The following is a 21,431-nucleotide window of genomic DNA, read 5'->3' on the forward strand; positions in this document are numbered from 1 at the left end:
CTGGACCTTTCCGGCGTATGACGCATGGCCGAAACGGATTGTCGTGACCTTGACCGCCCTCCGTGATGTCACTAGACACGGATGCCTGTCGTGTCCACGACAGGATCGCGCGCACCACGACTGACACCTCTCACGTCTGCGGCGACAAGGAGCCCGGGGGATGGCAAAGCTCCGTACTGCACTGATCGGCACGCTCACGACCGCCTTAGTGGTCACGCTGACCGGCGTGGCCCCTTCGGCCCTGACTTCGGCATCGACAGACGGCACCGGGCCCGCGTGGTCCCGTACCGATCCGCGGGACGGCTGGCGGCCGAACAGCGAGAAGGCCAGAGGCCAGTGGGAAACCGATACGCCGGCGCCGCCCCGCATCCGGCTCGACCGCTCCGTCGGAGCCGGCTCCGGGCAGGGCGCCTGGAAGGTGAGCGGCACCGCCGACGGGTTACGGCTGAACACCCCTGATCTGCTGCACGCGACCGGCGCGGACCTGTCCTGGAGCCCGTACAAGGGCAAGGACCTCCTCGAGTACGAGGTCCACCGCAGTGCTGCGAAGGACTTCAAGCCCTCGGCCGCCACCCTGGTCGCACCGCTGGATCCGGACACCCGCAGCTTCTCCGACCGCGCCGCCCCGCCCGCCGTCAAGGGCAGCGGAGGCAACGGCGGCCGCACGTACACCTACCTGATCGCGGCGCGGACCAAGGACGGCAAGCTGCTGACCAGCCCCGCCCGGTCCTTCGAACTCCCGCTCCTCGGCAGTCTCTTCAAGGGCGAAGGCGACGACCGCAAGCAGGCCCGCGACCCGGCCGCCGAGTCGACCTATCACCTCCCCTACACCCCCGCCCGTGCCATCCCCGGCGAGCGGCTCACCGTCGAAGCGACGCTCACCAACACCACCGACCAGGTCTGGAAGGCCGACCGGCGCGTGCTGTCGTACCGCTGGACTCTGGACGGCCACGACGTCTCCAACCTCTTCAACCAGAAGTCCACCGAGCTGCCGAAGGACCTGGCGCCCGGCGAGAGCGCCACCTTCAAGGCCACGCTGCAGATCCCCAAGCTCGGCGATCTGCTCGCCTCCCGTGTCGAGTACCAGCTGCACTGGGACCTGCGGGACAAGGTCACCGAGAAGTGGCTGTCCGAGACCGACGACGTCCCGCCCTCGACCCACGACGTCGTGGTCGAGAAGCCCACCTCCGACGAACTGGGCCTGGAGCAGTTCCACTCCTACGCGGGCAAGAACACCGGCGCGGCCTCCACGCTGATGGGCAACCTCCGCTCGGGCAACGCCGTCTGGTCGTACAACGCCTTCTCCAACCCCTCCCTCGGCTTCTCCACCTTCGCCCGCCTCGCCTACAACTCCCAGGACTTCTCCAGCACCCCCGCCGGCCGCGGCTGGTCGCTCCAGCTGTCCTCCCCGGTGCGGCTCGGCACCCCGCTGCACTTCTTCCCCGCCGGCCTCCTCCCGCTGAAGGTCACCATGACCGACGGCGACGGCACCAGCCACGTCTTCCGCAAGGACGTCAGGACGCACACCTGGCGCGCCCCCGCCGGCGTGAACCTGCGGCTCAAGCAGCTGGTCAAGACGTGCCTGCCGATCGTCTCGGACGAGCGGGAGGCGTGGGAGATGCTGCGCCCGGACCGCACCCGGTTCCTCTACGACTGCCAGGGCCATCCGACGGCCATGGTGGACAAGAACGGCAACCGGATGGAGTTCACGTACGAGAAGAAGCTGCTCGGCGTCCTCGGCAAGCAGCTGAAGTACATCACCGACGCCTCCGGCCGCCGCACCCTCACCGTCGACTACTGGGAAAAGCTCGAGCCGTACCGCTACGTCGACGAGGACGGCGAGGTCAGGACCGGCAGGCACCTGCTCAATCCGCACATCATCGGCAAGGTCAAGAGCCTCACCGACATCTCAGGGCGCCGCGTCGAGCTGACGCACACCCGGCACGGGCAGCTCGGCAGGCTCGAGGACGGCGCCGGATCGCGGCAGCCGAAGGTCTTCTCTTTCCACTACGGCAAGGCCTGGGGCCTGCCGATCAGCAAGCTCGACAAGGTCACCGACCCGCGCGGCCACGCCACCGCGCTGGACTACGTCTCCCCGCACGACGACGAGCAGAAGCACTTCTCCGGGCACCTGAAGGAAGTCACCGACCGGCTCGGCGGGAAGACCCGGTACGCCTACTACGACCCGGACGGGCACAAGGGCCGCGCGATCCGGTCGGTGGTCACCGACGCCGAGGGCAACCCCGCCGAACAGCTCCTCGACGGCTACGGCCGCCCGACGCGGCTGACCGACGCCAAGCAGCGCGTCACCAAGCTCGGCTGGGACGCCGACAACAACGTCACCCGGCTCGAGGAGAACAACGGCGCTGTCAGCACCTGGAGATACGACCCGAAGACCGGCTATCCGCTGGAGATCCGCGACGCCGAAGCCGTGGCCGGCAACCGGCCCGCGTCCAGGATGAGTTACGCGACCGGCGAGGACGGCTACGTCGCGGAGCTCGCGTCGCGCATCAGCCCGGAGGGCCGCAAGTGGTTCTTCGGCCACGACGCCAGGGGCAACCTGACGTCCGTCACCGACCCCAAGGGCGTCGAGAGCGACGAGGACGGCGACTACACCACCACGTACGCCTACGACGAGCTCGGCCGGCTGACGGAGGCCACGGACGCGAACGGCCACGCCACCCGCTACAGCGACTACGACCCCGTCGGCTATCCCCGCGCCGCCACCGACGCGCTCGGCAACCGCACCGTCACCACGTACGACGTGCGCGGCAACGTGACCGAGCTGGAGGAGGCCAACGGCGCGAAGACGAGCCAGACCTACGACGTCTTCGGGCGTCCGCTGGAGCACCGCGTCCCCAAGGACCAGGAGGCCGGGGAGTTCATCACCACCCCGGCGCCCGAGTACGACGCCAACGACAACACCGTCACCTTCACCGCCCCCAACAACGCCTCCACCACCAGCACATACGACGCCGCCGACCAGCTCACCGCCGAGGTCAAGCCCAAGGACGAGCCGGATGGCCCCGAGCGGAAGGTCACCTACACCTACGACAAGGTCGGCAACCGGCTCACCGAGACCGAGCCCAGGGGCAACCTGACCGATGACCCGGACGACTTCACGACCACCACGCGTTACGACGAGCTGTACCAGCCGGTGGAGGTCGTCAACGCCGAGGGCCACAAGGCCACCTCGAAGTACGACGACGTCGGAAACCTGGTGGAGGTCACCGACCCGCTGAAGAACGAGAGCGCGGACCCCGGCGACTACAGCAGCAGGTTCGCCTACGACCTCAACCACCAGCTGACCAAGTCGACCGACGCGGCGGGGAAGTTCACGACCAGCGTCTACGACTGGGACGGCCTGGTCACGGCCACCACCGACGCCGAAGGCAACCGCACCTCGCAGCTGCTGGACGCGCGCGGCTCCCTCGTCGAGCAGCGCGTGCCGCACGCGAAGGACGGTGACGGCGGCATCTCGTACAACGCCACCCGGTACGAGTACGACGAGGCCGGCAACCAGACGAAGGTCGTCAGCCCGCGGGGCGTCAACACCGGCAACCCGGCCGACTTCACCGCCGAGACCGTCTTCGACGAGCTGAACCGCGTCAAGGAGACGCTGACCCCGTATGACCCGGACGACCCGCGCTACGACAAGCCGGACCGCACGTTCTACAGCTACGACGAGGTCGGCAACCTGAGCAAGGTGAGCGCCCCGCCCTCCCAGGGGCAGAGCGTGCGCAACGACACCACGTACGCGCACTTCGACAACGGCTGGACGAAGAAGTCCACCGACACCTTCGGGATCGTCAGCTCCTACGAGTACAACAAGCTCGGCCAGCAGATCCAGACGACGCTGACGAGCGCGGGCGGGTCGGTGTCCCGGACGCTGGACACGGCGTTCTATCCGAGCGGCGCGATGAAGTCCCGCTCCGACGACGGTGTGCCGGTGGGCCTGCACGCCGTCCTGGTCGACAACTCCGACATCAACAACACGGCGACGCAGGGGTCATGGGACGCGGTCCGTGCCCCGGGCTCGTACGGCTACGACGCCCAGACCCACGGCAAGGGCGGTGGCGAGGCCCGCTTCGCCTGGCAGCTGAACATCCCCAAGGGCGGCAAGTACGAGGTCTTCGTCCGCTACCCGAAGGTGGACGGCGCGGCCACCGACGCCACCTTCGAGATCAAGCACAAGGACGGCGAGGCCGAGAAGAAGGTCGACCAGACCGAGAAGCCCGGCGAATGGCGGTCCCTGGGGTCGTACGACTTCACGGAGAACGGCGCACATGCCGTCACGCTCACCGACGCCGCCGACGGCACGGTCGTCGCCGACGCCGTGCGGCTCGTCCGCGACAACTCCGGCGACACGGACAGGGAAGCCAAGGACTTCACCTACCACTACGACGCCAACGGCAACCAGACCGAGGTCACCGACCGCAGCCCCGGCGCGGAGGCCGACCGCTACACGATGGCGTACGACGGCCTGAACCAGCTCACGCGGGTGCGGGAGCACGACGGCGACGCGGTCCGCAACACCACGGACCTGACCTACGACGCCAACGGCAACACGCTGACCACGCAGCACGATCTGACCTGGAGCAAGCTCGAGTACGACTCGCTGGACCGGGTCAAGAAGATCACCAACGCCGACTCGCCGGACGTCGGCGACAAACAGGTGACCTCGGTCTCGTACACGGCGCGCGGCGAGCTCGCCAGGCAGACCAAGCCCAACGGCAACGTCGTCAGCTACTCCTACTACCTGGACGGCGCGACCGAGCGGCAGCTGGAGAAGACCGACGGCGGCAGCGTGGTCTCCGACCACCGGCTCACCTACAACGCCAACGGCCACAAGTCCAAGGACGTCCTGAAGCTCATGGACGCCGACGCAGGCGGCGACACCAAGGACAACACGTACGCGTACACCTACGACCCGCAGGACCGCGTCGCCAAGGTCACCAAGTCCGGCGACAGCGAAGCGACGGAGTCCTATACGCACGACGCGGCGGGCAACGTCGTCTCGCAGACCACGGACGACACCACCACGACCCACAAGTACGACCGCAACCGGCTGCTGACGTCGACAGCCGACGGCGTCTCGACCACGTACAACTACGACCCGCTGGGGCGGCTCGACACCGTCTCCTCGGGCGGCGAGGTCCAGCAGAAGCACCGCTACGACGGGTTCGACCGCATCGCGTCCACCACGACGGGCACCGGCGCGGCGAAAAAGACCAAGTCCCTGTCCTACGACCCCTTCGACCGCACCACGCAGGAGCGGACGGGCAGCGGCGACGACGCGAAGGTGAAGAAATTCACCTATCTCGGCATCACGTCGAAGTCGCTGCGCGAGGAGATCGCCGACGAGTCCAGGACCTCCTTCCAGTACTCACCCTGGGGCCAGAAGCTGACCCAGATCAAGAAGGAGAAGGACGAGGACGAGGAGGCGGCGCAGTACACGTACCACCCGCACGGCGACGTCGAGGCGCTGACGAAGGCGGATGGCACGACCAAGACCACGTACGGCTACACGGCGTACGGCAAGAACGACACAGCCCAGTTCAGCGGCGTCGACAAGCCGGGCGAGGACGGCGAGGAGAAGGAGGACCCGTACAACTCCTACCGCTTCAACGCCCAGCGCTACGACACCTCGTCGGGCTCGTACGACATGGGGTTCCGGACGTACGACCCCGGCCTGAACCGGTTCCTGACCCGCGACATGTACGGCGGCGCGCTCGCCGACATGGGCCTGGTCACCGACCCGTTCACCGGCAACCGCTATGCCTTCGCGGGCGGCAACCCGATCAGCTTCGTCGAGATCGACGGCCATCTCTTCGGCCTGTCGATCTCGGACATCGGCCATGCGGCGCTGGATGTCGCAGGGCTGGTGCCGGGCCTCGGCGAGTTCGCGGACCTCGCGAACTGCGGCTGGTACGCGGCGGAGGGCAACGCCGTGGACGCGGGCCTGTCCTGTGCCTCGGCGATCCCGTTCGCGGGGTACGCGGCGACGGCGGCGAAGGGCGCGAGGTACGGCGGCAAGGCGGTGGACGCCGCCAACACGGCGAAGAAGGCCGACCCGCCGGCCCCGAAGACCCCGGACAACCCGGCTCCCGCGCCGAAGGATCCGGCCCCGGCCCCCGCCCCGAAGGACCCGGCTCCGGCGCCTGCGCCGAAGGACCCGGCTCCGGCCCCGGCGGCGAAGGACCCGGCCCCGGCGCCCGCGGCAAAGGACCCGGCCCCGGCCCCGGCGTCCCCCCAGAAGGCGCCGGAGGCGCCACCGAACAGCGGCGCGACGTGCCGTCGCGCACCGAACAGCTTCGTCCCGGGGACACGAGTCCTGATGGCCGACGGCTCGACCAAGGCGATCGAAGATGTGAAGGTCGGCGACAAGGTGGCCGGCGCGGACGTGGAGACTGACGAGACCCGGGCGCGTACGGTCACGGACACCATCACGGGGAAGGGCGCCAAGCGCCTCGTCACGATCACGGTGGGCACCGACGGCCGCGACGGCGACCGCAGGGGCACCATCACGGCGACGGACAACCACCCCTTCTGGAGCCCGGATGTGGCCCAGTGGGTGGATGCCGAGGATCTCGAGTCCGGCCAGTGGATCCAGACCCGCTGGGGCACGTGGGCACAGGTCACGGACATTGAACAGCGGACCCAGCGACTGACGGTCCACAATCTCACCGTCGCGGGTGTCCACACGTACTACGTCCTGGCCGGCACGACCCCGCTTCTGGCCCATAACGCTGATGAAGGGGATATCTGCGACCTGACGCTTGGCCCCAACCTGCGTGGCCAGAGTTCCCAAGGAGTCTCAGCTCAGCGTGGCGATAGGGTTCTGCCGCACGAGCAAGAAATGATCAATGCAGCCGGCAACAGGTACGGCTGCTCGAACCCTTCGTGCACGAATACGACGTCAGGCTACGCAGACGGTCACTGGACAGGCGACCACGTCCCTCCGAACAAGCTGGCACCCAACGGGCCCTGGACGCTTTATCCGCACTGCAAGGCCTGCACAAAGAAGCAGGGTGGGATTGTCAATGCCCTCAAGCAAGGGTGGTACAAGGTATTTCCGGTACTTGGGCGAAGGGGATCTTGAGGACCGGCTCTACGGTGGGACGGTGGCCCGATTCCCGCACGGCCTGCTGGTCGTCTCCGCTCCCGGCAGCGTCGATGCGCACGATGACTGGGATCCGGCCACCGAGGCCATCCACGCGGGGCCGGATTCCCTGTACATCTCCGTACAGTCGGCGGCGAGTGGACTCGTGGACGTCGCCTGCGTAAAGGGTCCGTATGTGCCATCCGAGATCGACCTGCTTTTCTCCGGCGAGCTGTCCTTGCCGGAGGAGAGCCTGGCCCTCTATGACCCCGATGGTGTGGTCCAGATGCAACTCCCGGTGGACGGCAGCTGCCATCGAGTCGAGATTTATGGCGATCATGAGGATGAGTCCTCGGAGCTTCTCATCGTGCTGACAGCCGTGGATGGGGTCGGCTGACAGCGACAGCCTGCGCTCTCCGCGACGCAGTGGCGCACCTGAGGCGCCCGGACATCTCCCCGCGTCCGGGCCCCTCAGGCATGGGCGCGAGGACACCCTATGGGGCCAGCCGCCTGTGGAAAGAGCGCCTTGGTGGGGGCATTCTCGTGTTCGCGCGGCCCCGTTGATGGGCGGCGCCTACAGGTAGATGCCTACACGTAGGTGTACCCGCCGGCGACGGTCGTGCTGCCGGCCGGGGTGGTGACGACGACGGGCACGTTGCCGACGGCTCCAGGTGGGGTGAAGCCGATGAGGGTGGTGCCTGCGGCGTTGACGGATACTCCGGTGGCGGGGATTCCGTTGAAGGTGACGGTTGCGCCGGTGAGGTTGGTGCCGGTGATGACGAATGCGCTGCCGCCCGCAGTGCTCCCCGAGTTCGGCGCGAGCGACGTCACCACGGGCAGCGGCGGAGGCGCCGTATAGGTGAAGCCGCCGGTGACGGTGGTGCTGCCGATCGAGGTGGTGACGACGACGGGTACGTTTCCGGCGGCTCCCGGCGGGGTGAAGCCGACGAGGACGGTACCTGCGGCGTCGACGGACACTCCGGTGGCCGGGACCCCGTTGAACGTGACGGTCGCACTGGTGAGGTTCGTGCCGATGATGGCGAACGCCGTGCCGCCGGCGGTGGTCCCACTGCCCGGCACGAGGGCGCTGACGGTCGGACCACTCGGTGCCGCAACGTACGTATAGCTCACCGAGTTGGTGACGCCTTTCGGCGTGGTGACGACGACCAGCACGGTGCCTGCCGCATGCGGCGGTGCGATGACCGTGACCGAGGCCCCGGAGGGGTCCTGGGCGACGATGGTGGCCTGCGTGCCGTCGAAGGTGACCTTGTAGGCGCCCTGCAAATTCACCCCGGTGAGCAGGACGGTGTTACCTCCGGAGACCGGCCCAGAGTCCGGAACTGCCTGATAAAGCCTCGGATAACCGGGCCAGTTCCCGCCCCCGCCCCCGCCGGGCCAATCCCCCATGCTCTGGTGGGGCGAGGAACCTGAGGACGACACGTCTCCTTGCTGCTGTACGACTCCGGACATGGCTTCTCCTTGAGGCAGCAAATCCCCTCGCTCGGGTCAAAGCAGCCGCCGTCGAGTGTGCTGGACCCATTTGACGGTAAGGTCCGTGCCAGGCATGAAGAAGGCGCATACGCAATGCTGATGATGCGTTCGGCCAGCAAAATGACCATATGCAAATGAGCGGTCAATAAACCTCTGCACCGGCGTGCGCCCGCCGGGTCGGTGTGGGCAGCCCCGAAGTGGGAAATCGCCATGCCCCGAAGTGGGAATCGCATGCCCGAAGTGCTCACCGGCGTGCCCGAAGTGGGCACCAGAGCTGCCCGAGTTTGGCTCAACTCGCCCGAGGTGCCAAACAATTCGGGAATCGTGTGCCTGGTACGGACCAGATCCACTAGACAGGCAGGGGAAGTACCCACGCCCACGACAGAGAAGGAGGTGTCCGTATGGCCATACGGACAACGCGCCGCACCCGGTTAGCGGGGGCCGCGGTCGCCGTCGTCGCCGGCCTGGTCTGCGCTCCCTCGGTGCAGACGGCTGCGGCCGGCGAACCCGCCGCGCGTCACTGCGCAGTTGACGCGCAGTCCGGACAGCAGCGCTGCTTCGGCACGTTCACCGAGGCGGTCGACCGCGCCACCGGCGGCCGCATCACCGACGCCCCCGCCACCCCACAGGCGGCCGTCGAGTCCCGCACGTTCCGGGCGCAGATATCCCGGATCGGCACCAGGGCAGAGGGCGACGCCGGCACGGCCGGGGACGTCGTCCAGGGGACGTTCTTCGACGAGGAGGGCTTCTCCGGTGACTCGCTGACCATCACCGGGCCTGAGCTGTGCGAGAAGGACGGCTGGATCAACTGGCAGCACGACCTCGCCGACGACTGGAAGAACCGGATTTCTTCGGTGCAGCCCTGGGCCAACTGCTCCATCTGGCTCTACCCGGAGCCCAACCTCGGCGGCGACCGCGACGGACCGTTCGACGAGAACACCGCCGACGTCGGCCAGATGATGAACGACCGGACCCAGTCCATCGGCTTCAGCTAGACCGCCACCCGTCAACGCGGTCCCGCATGCACGCCGTATCCCCCCACAAGTTCCACACCCCCCACTGGAGATCACGCATGATCACCCGTACACGTATAGCCGTCCTGCTGGCGACGATGGCCACCGCGGGCGGCATGGCCTTCGCCCCCGCCGCGCAGGCCGACGAGCCGGCGCCCACCACCCGCGAGCTGCTCGACAAGTGCGACAACGGCACCGACTCCTGCGTCTTCCACCCCGACGGCCCGGCCACGGATTCGATGGGAGAGGCCCACCAGGTGGGCGACAGCGCGTACAACTGCACCCAGGACCTGCAGCGTTCAAGCATTGCGTGGGCCGACACGACCGGCGAGTCGAACAGCGTCGGGGTCTCGCTCAGCGCGGAGTACGGCTTCGCCGAGGTCTTCAAGGTGAGCATCGAGACCTCCTACGGGCACACCTGGGAGAGCTCGCACACCGAGACCGACACCACCAACGTGGACGTCCGCCCCGGCGAGGTCGGCTGGGTGACCCGCGAGTCCCAGATGCAGCGCGTCACGGGCACGTACGAGCTGCACTTCCCGGACAGGTTCCACGGTCACTACATCTGGTACGTGCCGTTCGACGCGACCGGCCCCAAGCCGGACGCGCCCAGCACGAAGACACAGCACACCCGCCCCATGACGGAGCAGGAGAAGGCCGAACACTGCGGCTGACGCCTCGTCCTGCCCTTCCCGGACCGGGCCCCCTGAGGTCCGATCCGGTCCGGGAGGGGCGTCCCGGTCCGGGAGGGGCGCTCATACGTGGCAACGTGCAGGTCCTGACGGAGTTCAGCCTCCAGGAGGCCCATGGTGAACATGTCGTACCACTGGCCGTCGCGTCGGAAGACCTGGCGCAGCCTGCCTTCTTCGACGAACCGACCTTCTGGTAGACGCGATGGGCGGCGCGGTTCTGTGTGACGACGGTCAGCGTTATCTTGTGCACCCGCAATGAGACCATTGACTGTCAGGACCTTGTCCTGCGGTGCTGGCGGGCGGAGAGCGACTTCGACGCCCTATTCCGGATGATCGAAGAGTCACTCGACCACCTGAGGCCGTGGATGCCGTGGGTGGCCCGCCACAGTCGGCAGCACGTCCGCGACTTTCTTGCCGGCTGCGATCCGAAGTGGCAGAGCAGCGACGCGTACAACTACGCGATCACCGTGAACCGCGCATTCGTCGGCAGCTGTTCCATCTACCGCACCGGCGAGCCACAGGGCCGCTTCCTGGGGTACTGGCTGCACCCCGCCGCCATCGACGGGGTATCGCCACCCGGGCCGCAGCGGCCATGGTCACCGAGGCGTTCGCGCTACCGGACGTGGAGCACCTGGAAATCGTGCACGACCTGGCCAACGCGGCCAGCGGCGCCATTCCCAGGCGCCTGGGTTTCACCGAGATCCGGCGCGAACAAGTAACACCGCCCGCGGCTCCCTCGGACTGCGGGACCGACGTGATCTGGCGGCTGAACCGCCCGAGATCGCCGCTCAGCAAAACTCCCCACCCCTGAACTTCTGGAAGATCAAGTTCACCCCCCGGTAGAACGTCTCTGGTGCTGTGACCCGGAACGTGCGCCGGGCTTTCGGCGGCCTGGGCGTTGTCCGTGCCGACCGGATGTGGGGACAGCGGAAACGCCTCCGATGTCGTGTGTTCGGTCACAGTCAGCCCTACGGCTGGCCGCCATGGCCGATCATCGGCGCGTTGGTTCGTTCACCATCGACGTCAGCGGGGTGCGCACGTGAGCGTGGTAGCGGCCGTGTTGTCGGTTGTCGTCGGCACCCTCTTCATCGTCGCGGGCGGGGTGAAGGTGATCGGACTCCGCCAAAGCCTGGCCGTACGCGACCACTTCGGCATGGCGCCCGGGGTCTGGCGAGCGGTGGGGCTACTGGAGTCCGCCGGCGGTATCGGCGTGCTGCTCGGAATCAAGGTCACTTTCCTCGGCCTGCTCGCCTTGAGCGGCCTGGCCCTGGTGATGGTCGGCGCCATTGCTACGCGACTCAGGGTGCGCGATCCTGCCTACCTGCTTCTTGTCGATGTCACCACACTTGCGCTTGTCGTGGGTACGGCGGCTACCCACCTTGCGGACTAGGCCACCAGCAGGCTTGGTTGGGCTCGCCAGGCGACAAGCAACCCGGCTTCGGCCACGGCTATGGCTACGGCTGCGAGCCTGAGTTGCCAACGGGGCGCGGCATTCTGCTCGGCCGTCTTCCTCTTTCGTCTCGCGCCTTCGGCGCAAAGCGGCGGGCTACGGGAAGAGGGGAAGGGGTTTCTGGGGCCGGTCTGCGGTTGGACAGGCCGGTCGCCGGTTGGGGTTCAGGCGGCCTTTGCGGAGATCCGTGTCCGCCTTCCGTTCAGGCCGTCGGCACCGACAGTTTTTCGTTGAGCCGACTGTAAATCCGTTCCGGAGTCAAGGGCAGCGCGCGGTAGCGGACTCCCGTGGCGTCGTGGAGCGCATTCGCCAACGCGGGGGCCACCGGGTTGATACAGCATTCCGCCATCCCCTTCGCCCGCAAGGGCCCAACGGAATCCGCCGAGTCCACCAGGAGCACGTCGGTGCGGGGGATATCGGCGTAGGTGGGGATGCGGTAGTTGCGGAAGTTCGGGTTGACCATGACACCGTCCGCGTCGATCTGGTAATTCTCGGTCAGCGTGAAGCCGATTCCCTGGGCGACACCGCCTTCCACCTGTCCCCGGACTTGCGCGGGGTTGATGACTGCGCCGGCATCGGTCGCCTGGACGCTGTAAAGGATACGGATCTCACCCGTCACCCGATGGACGGCGATTCGGAACCCCTGCGTATTGAAGGTGACACTTCGGGGCGAGCCGTAGGCCTTGCGGGCGGCGGTGAATCGAATTCCGCGCGCTCGGGCCAATGCGACGAGCTCGGCCAACGACATGCGCTGGTCGCCGCAGACGACACCCTCGTCGTCCATCGAGCACATTACGAGATGGATTCCCGTGTGCGCGGCAGCGAATTCCAGGATGCGGTCGCGTACAGCATTGGCCGCCCGTAGTACAGCGTTGCCCGACACGAAAAGGCCTGCACTCGCAAAGGCACCGGTGTCGAATCCCGTGCGATCGGTGTCGGATTGCACCAGGCGAATCCGCGACGGCGTCGTGCCCAACTGGTTGGCCGCGATCTGGACATGTGCGGTCGACGTACCCTCGCCGAATTCGGCTGTTCCGACGGCCAACTCGTACATGAGGTCGTCGCCAAGCGTGACCCAGGCCTCGGAGGTGTGTTCGGTTGGGGGCGCGGTCTCGTGCAACGAACTCGCGACGCCGGCCCCGACGAGCCACTCGGGGCCAGGGGACTGCTCATCGGCTGTACGGGCCATGGCGTCATCCACCAGATCGATGCACTTCGCGAGTCCGTCCTCGGTGAACACCACGTCGTCGGGGCCCTCATGCGTGACGACGAGCGGATCACCCGGTCGCACGATATTGCGTCGTCGCAGTTCGAACGGATCGATGTGCAATGCGCGTGCCAGTTCGTCCATCGCCGATTCCACGGCGAACGCCGGTTGCGTCAATCCGTAACCGCGCAGTGCCCCGCTGGGAACGGTGTTCGTGTAGACGGAGAACGCGTCGTACTTCTTGTTGGGGCAGCGGTAGATCATGACAGCAGCGCCGCCCGCATAGAGCGTTTCGCCGCCGTGGTTGCCGTAGGCGCCCGTGTTCGACACATGGCGGACTTGGAACGCCGTGAGCGTTCCGTCTGCCTTCGCGCCGAGCTTGACCGTCAACGTCATCGGATGCCGTGGCGAAGCCGTTGTGAACTCCTCCTCGCGGGTGTACTCGAAGCAGACAGGTCGCCCGGTGTCCACGGTGGCGAGCGCGACCAGATCCTCCGAGATCACTTCCTGTTTGCCGCCGAAGCCGCCGCCAACGCGTTTGCAGAACACGCGGAGCTGGTCCGGGCGCAGCGCGAACAGATAGGCAAGTTTGGCTTTCCCGATCGACGGCGACTGCGAACTGGTGCGGACGTTCAGACGACCGTCCTCCAGCCAGGCAATCGAGCCGTGGGTCTCAAGATGCGCGTGTTGTACGCGCGGAGAGAAGTACGTGCCTTCGTGGATCACGTCGGCTTCGGCGAACCCTGCCTCGATATCGCCGATGTGCGAATGGAGCTCGAGCAAGATGTTGTGGACGGGATCGCGGACGAATGGATCGTCCGCGCCGTGCAGCTGTGGCGCCCCCTCGGCCATTGCTTCTTCGGGGTCGAATACCGCCGGCAGTACCTCGTATTCGACGACGACCCTTCGGCAGCCTTCTTCTGCCGCCCCGACCGTGTCGGCCAGGACCGCAACGACGCGTTGGCCGACGAAGCGGACCGTGTTGTCGAGGATGAAGGTGTCGTCCGGATCGACAAGATGGTCGGTGTGGATCGCCGTAGTAAAACGCTTGCGCGGCACATCTTCCCAGGTGTAGACCCGATGCACGCCGGGAACTGCGAGTGCAGCGGTCTTGTCGATCGAGACGATCCGGGCGTGCGCGTGTGGTGAGTGCAGCACCTTGAGGTGCAGCATGCCTTCCATGTGGGTGTCCATCGTGAACTCGGCGCGGCCGGTTACCACGTCGTTGGCTGCCGGCGCGCTGACGCTCGTCCCGACGGCCTTTCCTGGCGCCGCGGTCTCTACGCCGGCGACGCCCTTCACGGCATCCTCGATCCCTCGATAGCCCGTGCAGCGGCAGAGGTTGCCCTTCAACGCCCGTGGCAAGTCCTCTTTCTGGGCCTCGGTGAACGTTGCCGACGTCATGATCATCCCTGCGGTGCAGAAACCGCATTGGAACCCCGGGGCGTCGCGGAACTGTAGCTGCATTGGATGCAGATTGCCGGGTGATCCGAGACCCTCGATCGTCGTCACCTCACGACCGTCTGCGCGGAAAGCAGGGGTGATACAGCTGTGTACCGGACTGCCGTCCAACCACACGGTGCATGCGCCGCAATCGCCTGCGTCGCAACCCTTTTTGACGCCATAGTGGCCGAGTGAGCGGAGGAAAGTGCGCAGGCATTGACCGGGGTCTGGTTCTTCGTCGAAGCTTTTGCCGTTCACGATGTATGTCATGCCACGCTCCCAGCCATGAGTTCGCGACGAATCTCTTCGGCGAAGTGCTTTGTCAGGTGGCGACGGTGGTCGGGGCTCCCGTTGGGATCGGCGAACCAGACGTCGGCGGGGATAACGTCGATGCACTGCTGCAGAGTTCGGGCATCGGGCATGGTGTCGAAAGCAATGCGCACCGGCCGTGTCGTGCCGGCTGTGACGGTGAGCAGCAGGTCGCTCGTTCCTGGCGTTTGAGTACCGATGAGGAATACCGTCGAACGGCCGAGGTGGGTCAGCGCGAAGCGGCGGTGCGAGGCGTGTTTCCTCAGGGCGTGCGCCGGAATGTCAATGCGCCGCAATATTTCCCCTTGAGCAAGAATGTTCCGATTGTCGCCGGTCACGAAGTCGAGGGCATCGACGCTGCGCGCGGACCCGTCAGGAGCCCACAGCTCGTACTTTGCCTCGAGTGCGACCGTCAGCGTGATCATTGGGCCGGCAGGCAAAGACATGCAGATATTGCCTCCGACGGTCGCCGAGCTCCAGACTTTGAACGAGGACAAGAACGCCTCGCAGCTTTCCGTGAAAAGGGTTCCCGCGATCCAATCACCTGGCGGCGCAAAGGCATACAGGTCGCGGATGGTGCACGTTGCGCCGATCTCGAGGCCCGCGTCGCTCGGGACGAGGGGATCCCAACGCAACGCCGTCAGATCGATGAGGCGGCGCAGGCTTGGCTGCTCCGCGGAAAACAGCCACGTTCCGCCTGCGAGCCAAGCGTCGCCTTCGCGCCAGTCCACGCCTGGCCGATCGGACGGTCGCCGGATGACTTCGGTGATGGTGTTGAGGTCCATGGGAACTGATCTCCCTCACGACGATCATCGTGCGACAGACCGCCTACCGAACTCGATCAACCAGCGCGCGTGCTGGTGACCGTCTGCCCCGTTCCTTCCCCCTTCTCCCCGCCGGAGGAGTCGCAGCCACTGACCCCCGCCACCGCCACTGTTCCTGCCAGGAGGCAGGCGGACCCTGCGGAGAGGATGCGGCTCATGGGCATCACCTCGCGAGCGGCTCACGCACTCTCACTCCAGTCTGCGCCGCCCGGCCCGGCGGCGCCTGTGGATCATCCATGGCGCGCGTCGCCCACGGTCAGAGCTGGCGAAGCCTGCCTTACGCGGTCGAGGTCGCGCCAGCCGTCATCCGGCGCCGGGAACGGCGTCAGCCCACCCGTAGAGCGTCTCTGATGCTGTGACCGGAACATTCGCCGGGGCACAGCGGCGGCGGTGGGCGTTGTCCGTGCCGACCGGACGTGGGGGCGGCGGGAACACCTCCGATGTCTTGGGCTTGGTCACAGTTGGCTCTAGGTCCGTGCCGCCACGGCCGATCTTCGGGCGTTGGTCCCTTCACCATCAAAGTTAGCGGGGTGCGCACGGCGTGGTAGCGGCGTGTTGCCGGTTGTCGTCGGCGCCCATTCGTCGTCGCGGGCGGATGTGAAGCTGATCGGCCTACGCCAAAGCCTGGCCGTGCGCGACCACTTCGGCATGGCACCCGGGGTCTGGCGTGCGGTGGGGCTACTGGAGTCTGCCGGGGCTATCGGCGGGTTTGTTCGGAAGAGGTCTCTTTTTTCTCGGTCTGCTCGCCTTGAGCGGCCTGGCTCTGATAATGCTCGGCGCCATTGCTGCGCGACTCAGGGTGCGCGATCCTGCCTACCTGCTTCTTGTCGATGTCACCGCGCTCGCGCTTGTCGTGCCAACAGCGGCTACCTACCTCGCGGGCTAGGCAACCAGCAAGCTTGGTTGGGCTCATTGCTGCCCTCTGGAGTAAGTCCCCGCATTCGAAACGAAAGGTCTTGCTCCCGATGTTGGTCTGATTTTGGGTCACGCGACTTCCGGGATGCTGGTTCTATTTCGGGTTCCGCCTCGGCTTCGGCTACGAGCTTGAGTTGCCGACGTAGTGCATTCGGTCGGCTGTCTTCCTCTTTCGTCTCGCGCCTCACGCGTAGCGCGTGCGGGCCGTCGCATTGACCTGGGGCATGGAGTGCTTCGGGCGGCCTGCCTCTTGTAGAGAACTTGCCCGGAATCAAGTAATCGAGAATGGGTCCCCAACCTCTTGCCGCACGTCTTTCCCTGGCCTGTCACGCCAACGTGGCGCTGCAGTCAGGAGCCCGACACGAGAGTTCAATTCCACCGTCCGGGGTGCCTTGCCGCTCGATCCGGGTGACGGTCGACAGATTCTCCACCGTCAGGACCAACACGTAGCCCAGCTCGTCGAATGCGCGCTGTTGGCTCGTTCCGTGCTCATGAATACGATGGAATTTCAACCCGTCACCGCATCTAGCTCCACAGCGCTTTGAGGGTGTGCGGTACGCGACTTCAGTGCGGAGCAGCCATGTCTACGTGATCTCGGAATACCCCCTGCATGCTGCGGGGCGATTGTTGTACTCTTGCGCGCACGGCGCGGCCTGAGAGGCGATCTCAGGGATGTCGGGCGCGCCACCGTGGGGGATAGTTGGTGTCGGGGCGAGCACGTACGCCGCTGAGTACTGCCCTGCTGTGCGACGACGGCGACTACACCCCAATGCCTCGCTGGGCGGCCTGGCTAGCTGAACTCGGCTCATGGGCAGGGTATCTGGCGCGCTCTCAAGTCGAGGCGACCATCGCTCTCTCCCTGCCCACACGCCGGTACGCCGCGGTGCTCGCCGGATGTGGGGCCGTGTACGCCGACTTCCGCCCTCAGTTCGACCCTACTGCGGGATCCCAGCAGTTCGAGCGTGCACGGCGTTTGCCTGCCAGGACGCTGGTGCGGCTTGTGCCGGTACGGGGCCTGAGCATCCACACTGGGATCTTCCTCGGTGCGTTAACCACTGTGCGGGGTGCCTACTACCGCGTCAGCGGCAGCTCTATGCCTGCCGACCGGTACCGCATCGACGTACTGCCGTGGCCGGACCGGTCCGAGGACATCGAAGGCAGGCCGCTGCTCCGGGAAAACCTCCACGTGCCGGAGGGATCCCGGCCGCTGGTGCCGGGCGATCCCGTGGACTTTCATGGATTCAGCTCCCTGCACTGCGTCCTCGTCGGGCACCGGACGCAGATCCTGGACGAGGCCTCCCAGCTTGTCGCTGCGCACGAACATGCTGAGGCCGTGGACTTCCAGAGCCTCCTGCGGTCCCGCGGCGTTCACGGACCAGCCCGCCCCTACCGCAGCCTGGTCCTGTCTGCCCAGGAGGACCCTGAGGAGATGACGCCGCATGTCGCTCGCCGCCGCCCCGCCGTCTGTGTCCTCGACGGTGCCGCGGCTGTGAGCCGGTGGCTCGCGGGCTCCATGGCCTCCGTGGCCATCGCCCTGGTGGAGCGGACCGCGCCTAGCGCCGACGCTGCGACCGACGCCCTCTACGAGCAGCGGTCGCGCAGCGAGGCTGACCTTGCCCTCCCCGAGGACCTGGCGGGTGTTCCCGTCGGCATCGAGGTTCTTGCGTGGCGCCATCAGGGAGGCCATATATGACGTTCAATCAGGCGGGCTTGCTGTACAGCTGCACTGAGGCCGCCGAGACCTGGGACCAGGTCGTCGAGTACCGGCCCGCACGTGACTTCGTCTTCAGCGCCACGCGCCTGTTGCGCTCGCTTGATGACTCGGCCGACTCGCCGCTGTGGTGCGAGGCGGCTGGGCTCCTGCGGGCCTGCCGTCGGCTCACCTGCACTGTCCCGCTGCCCTTCCACGCTCCCGAATTAGGTTTCGCCAGAAGCTCCGTACGCCTCCGCCAGCTCGCCGACGGCATGTCAGGCCTCGCGGTGTCCGCGCACGAGGAACTCCTCGAAGCCATCGCCGCTCTGGAGACGCTCCGGCGCGGCAGCGCGGACCCACTCGGCGACTGCGCGCGCGAGTTCCTTGTGCTGGGGAGGCTGGACCGTGCTGTCCTCGTCTTCGCCGACCGGAAGTTCACCGTGCCGGTGGCGGAGTCCATGCGTCGGCGCGGAGTGCCAGTGCGTGTGGAGACCTACTCCGTACTGCGGCAAGACGACGTCTTTGAGGCCGCTGCCGCGGTGGGAGGGCCTGCCTGGCTGCCGCCATGGCTGCTTGACGCGCCGCGCGCCGAGAACCTCGCAGTCGTGCACTACGGCTTCTTCCGCGAGCAGGTTGCCCAAGAGCCGCTCTTCGCGTCCGCCTTCGACGGAGCCGCTGCGGGGCGCGCCGTCAGCCGTCCGGTCGAGCGCGCGCGACCATACTCGGTCGAGGCCCCCGCCTCCATCGGCAGTGCCGCTGCGGAGGGGGCTGCCCCGCTGGCCGCGGATGAATGCTCCCCTGCCGAGGAAATCCTCACCTGGCTAAGCGGAAGGGGCGGCCGGAGTGGCGGCGCCGACGCGCGGGACGTGCATGTAGAGGCGCGCATCGCGGTGCTCAGCGACGGCTCGCACGTACTGATTCCTGCGGCAGCGCACGCCCGGGTCCTCGCCGTGGACACTGGTGCAGAGCCGGGAAGGCGCGTCGCGCATCTCCTCGCCGCTGACCTGAGCTGCGGGGACTTCCTGGCCCTGCGCCGGTCCTCCCACGACCGGCACGTGCGCGAGCGGGCTGACGCTCTGCTCGGCGCTGACGGACCAAGGCTGCGCGAGGTGCAGGCTGCCTGGAAACGGCAGCTGCAAGAGCGGGTGGACCGGCATGCAAGGGGCATCCCCGGCGTCGCCGAGGATCTCCGGCGGCGTGGCGCTGCAACTGCCAACGTCGCCTATTGGATCAGCGAACCATGCATCCGTACTCGCAGCCAGGACGACTTCGCGGTTGTGATGCGTTACCTCGGGCGCGGCGAGGATGCCGAGGCCGTTTGGGCTGACCTCACGAGGATTGACAGTGCCCACCGCCGGGCCGGGCACCGGTACGAGGCCGATCTGGAGGCGGCCCTGGCCAGGTGCGACGTGCGGCGCATCGCGGAATCCGGGTACGACGAAGTCGTCCTGCCCTCCTCACACGAGACCGTATCTGTCACCCGGATCGACCAGTTCCTTCCCGGCGTGTACCAAGTGCCGGCGTACACCCTGTGCTCCCTCCGCGTATCCGAGGACCTCTGATGACCCGGATGATCCCGCCGTACTACGACCCGGATTCCACCCCCAGCCCTGGTGAACGTGAGCTGTTCGAGCGCCTGCGAGACGATCCGGCGACAGAAGGCTGGATCGCACTGCACTCCCTCGGCATTGCTCGGCACCCGCGGCAAATCCAGGGGGAGGCGGACTTCGTTGTCATCGTCCCCGGGCATGGCATCGTCGTGATCGAGGTCAAGGCGTACCGCCGAGTCGAGCGGCTCAGCGACGGCCTCTGGAAGCTCGGAAGCAAGCAGCCTACGGTCCGCAGCCCTTTCATCCAGGCGGATGAGGCCATGCACGCCGTCAAGAAGCAGCTCAGGAATTCCGCGGCCGGATTGCCGCCCGTCCCTATCGCCTCGGCGGTCGCCTTCACGCACACCCGGTTCGCCCCACCAGACTGCGGCGAGTGGCACAGCTGGCAGTACTTCGATGCGACCGACTTCCACCGCCGCCCCGTCTCCGCCCTTGTCCTGGGAATCCTGCGCAACCACCGCGCCCACCTAGCAGCTTCCGGCAGCGCCAGGGGCTGGTTCCGCCCGGACGCGGCAGAACCCTCGAAGGACGACGCCAAGCGGATCGCCGAACACTTACGTCCGGCCTTCGATTTCACCGAATCGCCCAAGATCCAGCGCTACCGGCGCAAAGATGAGGTCGCCCGCTTCACCGAGGAGCAGTTCCAGCTCCTCGACATGATCGCCGGAAATCCGCGCTGCACCGTCAAGGGTGCGGCCGGCACCGGAAAGACGTTTATCGCGCTCGAAGCCGCGCGGCGGCTGGCCGCCGAAGGCCGCCAGGTCCTGCTGTGCTGCTACAACAAGCTGCTCGGCCAGTGGCTGCGCGAGGAGACCGTGACCGCACCGGGCATCACCGCGGGAACGCTGCACAGCTACCTCGCTGCGCTAGCAGGCCAGGACGGTGGAAGGCAGGGGGCCAGGCCCCACGACTATTTCGAGCGGGAGCTGCCCGACCGTGCACTGGAGGCACTCCTCGACCGCGAGCTGCCGCCGTTCGACGCCCTGGTCGTCGACGAAGCGCAGGACCTGATGCTCGACGCGTACCTGGATGTGTTCGACACCGCGGTTGGCAGCGGCCTGGCCGGAGGGCAGTGGCTGTTCTTCGGCGACTTCACAAACCAGGCGATCTACGACTCTTCCGGCGACGGTCTCCATCTCCTCCTTGACCGGACAATGTCGAGCGCGACCTTCCACCTTGCCAAGAACTGCCGGAACGTCCCCGCCGTGGCGCAGTACGTGGAGACGAGCTCCCGGCTGGACCCCGGCTACGCTGGGTACCTCCGGCCGGAGAACGACCGCGAGACCGTCCAGCGGCTGTGGTCCACCCGGGATGAGCAAGTCGGCCTCCTCGAAGAGCACCTGCAGCGGCTCCTCAGCGACGGCTTTGACGCCGACGAGATTGTCGTCCTCTCCCCGCTCCGCACCGGAAGCGCCGCCGAGGGGCTCCGCGGCACTCCTCGCTGGGCCTCCCGCCTCGCGCCCGCAGACTGCGCCGCCGGGAACCAGATTCCGTACGCCACCATCCACGGCTTCAAGGGCATGGACGCCCCAGCAGCGATCGTGACCGACTTCGAGCGGATCGCGAGCCCCAAGGAGGAGTCGTTGTTTTACATCGCGTCCTCCCGCGCCCGCGACGACCTAACCGTCCTCGCCGCCCGCACTGCGCGCCCCGACCTCCGCCGACTTGTCTTGGGAGAGTGA

General features: G+C 67.0%; 13 protein-coding genes. 9 read left to right on the forward strand and 4 right to left on the reverse strand.

What is annotated here, in order from left to right; translation table 11 throughout:
- The first annotated feature begins 160 nt into the window (after positions 1–160).
- Both ACTWP8_RS16085 and ACTWP8_RS16090 read left to right on the forward strand, forming a co-directional pair.
- A complete protein-coding gene (locus ACTWP8_RS16085) occupies positions 161–7,102 on the forward strand; it encodes a golvesin C-terminal-like domain-containing protein (protein ID WP_443322845.1) in 6,942 nt (2,313 codons plus the stop codon).
- Between the two features lie 22 nt (positions 7,103–7,124).
- The gene (locus ACTWP8_RS16090; protein ID WP_443322846.1) at positions 7,125–7,499 is read left to right on the forward strand and encodes a hypothetical protein; all 375 of its coding nucleotides are present in this window, start codon (positions 7,125–7,127) and stop codon (positions 7,497–7,499) included.
- Positions 7,500–7,690: 191 nt separating this feature from the next.
- Here ACTWP8_RS16090 and ACTWP8_RS16095 read toward each other — a convergent pair whose 3' ends face one another.
- Positions 7,691–8,509 (reverse strand): IPT/TIG domain-containing protein, encoded by an 819-nt coding sequence (locus ACTWP8_RS16095; protein WP_443322936.1) that lies wholly within the window; start codon positions 8,507–8,509, stop codon positions 7,691–7,693.
- A gap of 485 nt (positions 8,510–8,994) precedes the next feature.
- Between ACTWP8_RS16095 and ACTWP8_RS16100 the strand changes: the two genes are divergently transcribed.
- The 4 genes from ACTWP8_RS16100 to ACTWP8_RS16115 all read left to right on the forward strand — a co-directional run bounded on the left by ACTWP8_RS16100 (position 8,995) and on the right by ACTWP8_RS16115 (position 11,688).
- On the forward strand, positions 8,995–9,588 hold the full coding sequence (locus tag ACTWP8_RS16100) for a hypothetical protein (protein ID WP_443322847.1): 594 nt from the start codon (positions 8,995–8,997) through the stop codon (positions 9,586–9,588).
- A 77-nt stretch (positions 9,589–9,665) separates the two neighbouring features.
- Positions 9,666–10,280 carry a hypothetical protein gene (locus ACTWP8_RS16105; protein WP_443322848.1) on the forward strand — a complete coding sequence of 205 codons (615 nt, stop codon included), beginning with the start codon at positions 9,666–9,668 and terminating at the stop codon, positions 10,278–10,280.
- Positions 10,281–10,890: 610 nt separating this feature from the next.
- On the forward strand, positions 10,891–11,109 hold the full coding sequence (locus ACTWP8_RS16110) for a hypothetical protein (protein WP_443322849.1): 219 nt from the start codon (positions 10,891–10,893) through the stop codon (positions 11,107–11,109).
- 228 nt (positions 11,110–11,337) lie between these two features.
- The gene (locus ACTWP8_RS16115) at positions 11,338–11,688 is read left to right on the forward strand and encodes a DoxX family protein (protein WP_443322850.1); all 351 of its coding nucleotides are present in this window, start codon (positions 11,338–11,340) and stop codon (positions 11,686–11,688) included.
- Positions 11,689–11,950: 262 nt separating this feature from the next.
- On the opposite strand, the gene ACTWP8_RS16120 is transcribed toward ACTWP8_RS16115, so the two are convergent.
- The 3 genes from ACTWP8_RS16120 to ACTWP8_RS16130 form a co-directional block, all read right to left on the reverse strand.
- The gene (locus ACTWP8_RS16120) at positions 11,951–14,668 is read right to left on the reverse strand and encodes a molybdopterin-dependent oxidoreductase (protein WP_443322851.1); all 2,718 of its coding nucleotides are present in this window, start codon (positions 14,666–14,668) and stop codon (positions 11,951–11,953) included.
- On the reverse strand, positions 14,665–15,492 hold the full coding sequence (locus ACTWP8_RS16125) for an FAD binding domain-containing protein (RefSeq protein WP_443322852.1): 828 nt from the start codon (positions 15,490–15,492) through the stop codon (positions 14,665–14,667). Before ACTWP8_RS16125 ends, ACTWP8_RS16120 begins: the two co-directional genes overlap by 4 nt.
- Before the next feature lie 736 nt (positions 15,493–16,228).
- Entirely contained in the window at positions 16,229–16,444 is a 216-nt protein-coding gene (locus ACTWP8_RS16130) for a hypothetical protein (RefSeq protein ID WP_443322853.1), read from the reverse strand.
- A 1,095-nt stretch (positions 16,445–17,539) separates the two neighbouring features.
- Between ACTWP8_RS16130 and ACTWP8_RS16135 the strand changes: the two genes are divergently transcribed.
- Genes ACTWP8_RS16135 through ACTWP8_RS16145 form a run of 3 tightly spaced genes read left to right on the forward strand, consistent with a single transcriptional unit; the run spans position 17,540 to position 21,431 of the window.
- Positions 17,540–18,139: a hypothetical protein gene (locus ACTWP8_RS16135; protein WP_443322854.1), complete on the forward strand. Its 600-nt coding sequence runs from the start codon at positions 17,540–17,542 to the stop codon at positions 18,137–18,139.
- Positions 18,136–19,701 (forward strand): hypothetical protein, encoded by a 1,566-nt coding sequence (locus tag ACTWP8_RS16140; RefSeq protein ID WP_443322855.1) that lies wholly within the window; start codon positions 18,136–18,138, stop codon positions 19,699–19,701. The genes ACTWP8_RS16135 and ACTWP8_RS16140 overlap by 4 nt, the downstream gene beginning before the upstream one ends.
- Positions 19,701–21,431, forward strand: coding sequence for an NERD domain-containing protein (locus ACTWP8_RS16145; RefSeq protein ID WP_443322856.1), 1,731 nt, complete (start codon positions 19,701–19,703; stop codon positions 21,429–21,431). Before ACTWP8_RS16140 ends, ACTWP8_RS16145 begins: the two co-directional genes overlap by 1 nt.

Origin of the sequence: Streptomyces sp. 7N604, assembly GCF_052245475.1 — a bacterium.
Taxonomy (GTDB): Bacteria; Actinomycetota; Actinomycetes; order Streptomycetales; family Streptomycetaceae; genus Streptomyces.

Bases quoted from the DNA above. Each gene is read 5' to 3' on its own strand.
- ACTWP8_RS16085 (WP_443322845.1), top strand. From the start codon at position 161: ATGGCAAAGCTCCGTACTGCACTGATCGGCACGCTCACGACCGCCTTA.
- ACTWP8_RS16095 (WP_443322936.1), bottom strand. From the start codon at position 8,509: ATGGGGGATTGGCCCGGCGGGGGCGGGGGCGGGAACTGGCCCGGTTAT.
- ACTWP8_RS16100 (WP_443322847.1), top strand. From the start codon at position 8,995: ATGGCCATACGGACAACGCGCCGCACCCGGTTAGCGGGGGCCGCGGTC.
- ACTWP8_RS16105 (WP_443322848.1), top strand. From the start codon at position 9,666: ATGATCACCCGTACACGTATAGCCGTCCTGCTGGCGACGATGGCCACC.
- ACTWP8_RS16110 (WP_443322849.1), top strand. From the start codon at position 10,891: ATGGTCACCGAGGCGTTCGCGCTACCGGACGTGGAGCACCTGGAAATC.
- ACTWP8_RS16120 (WP_443322851.1), bottom strand. From the start codon at position 14,668: ATGACATACATCGTGAACGGCAAAAGCTTCGACGAAGAACCAGACCCC.
- ACTWP8_RS16125 (WP_443322852.1), bottom strand. From the start codon at position 15,492: ATGGACCTCAACACCATCACCGAAGTCATCCGGCGACCGTCCGATCGG.
- ACTWP8_RS16130 (WP_443322853.1), bottom strand. From the start codon at position 16,444: ATGAGCCCAACCAAGCTTGCTGGTTGCCTAGCCCGCGAGGTAGGTAGC.
- ACTWP8_RS16135 (WP_443322854.1), top strand. From the start codon at position 17,540: ATGCCTGCCGACCGGTACCGCATCGACGTACTGCCGTGGCCGGACCGG.
- ACTWP8_RS16140 (WP_443322855.1), top strand. From the start codon at position 18,136: ATGACGTTCAATCAGGCGGGCTTGCTGTACAGCTGCACTGAGGCCGCC.
- ACTWP8_RS16145 (WP_443322856.1), top strand. From the start codon at position 19,701: ATGACCCGGATGATCCCGCCGTACTACGACCCGGATTCCACCCCCAGC.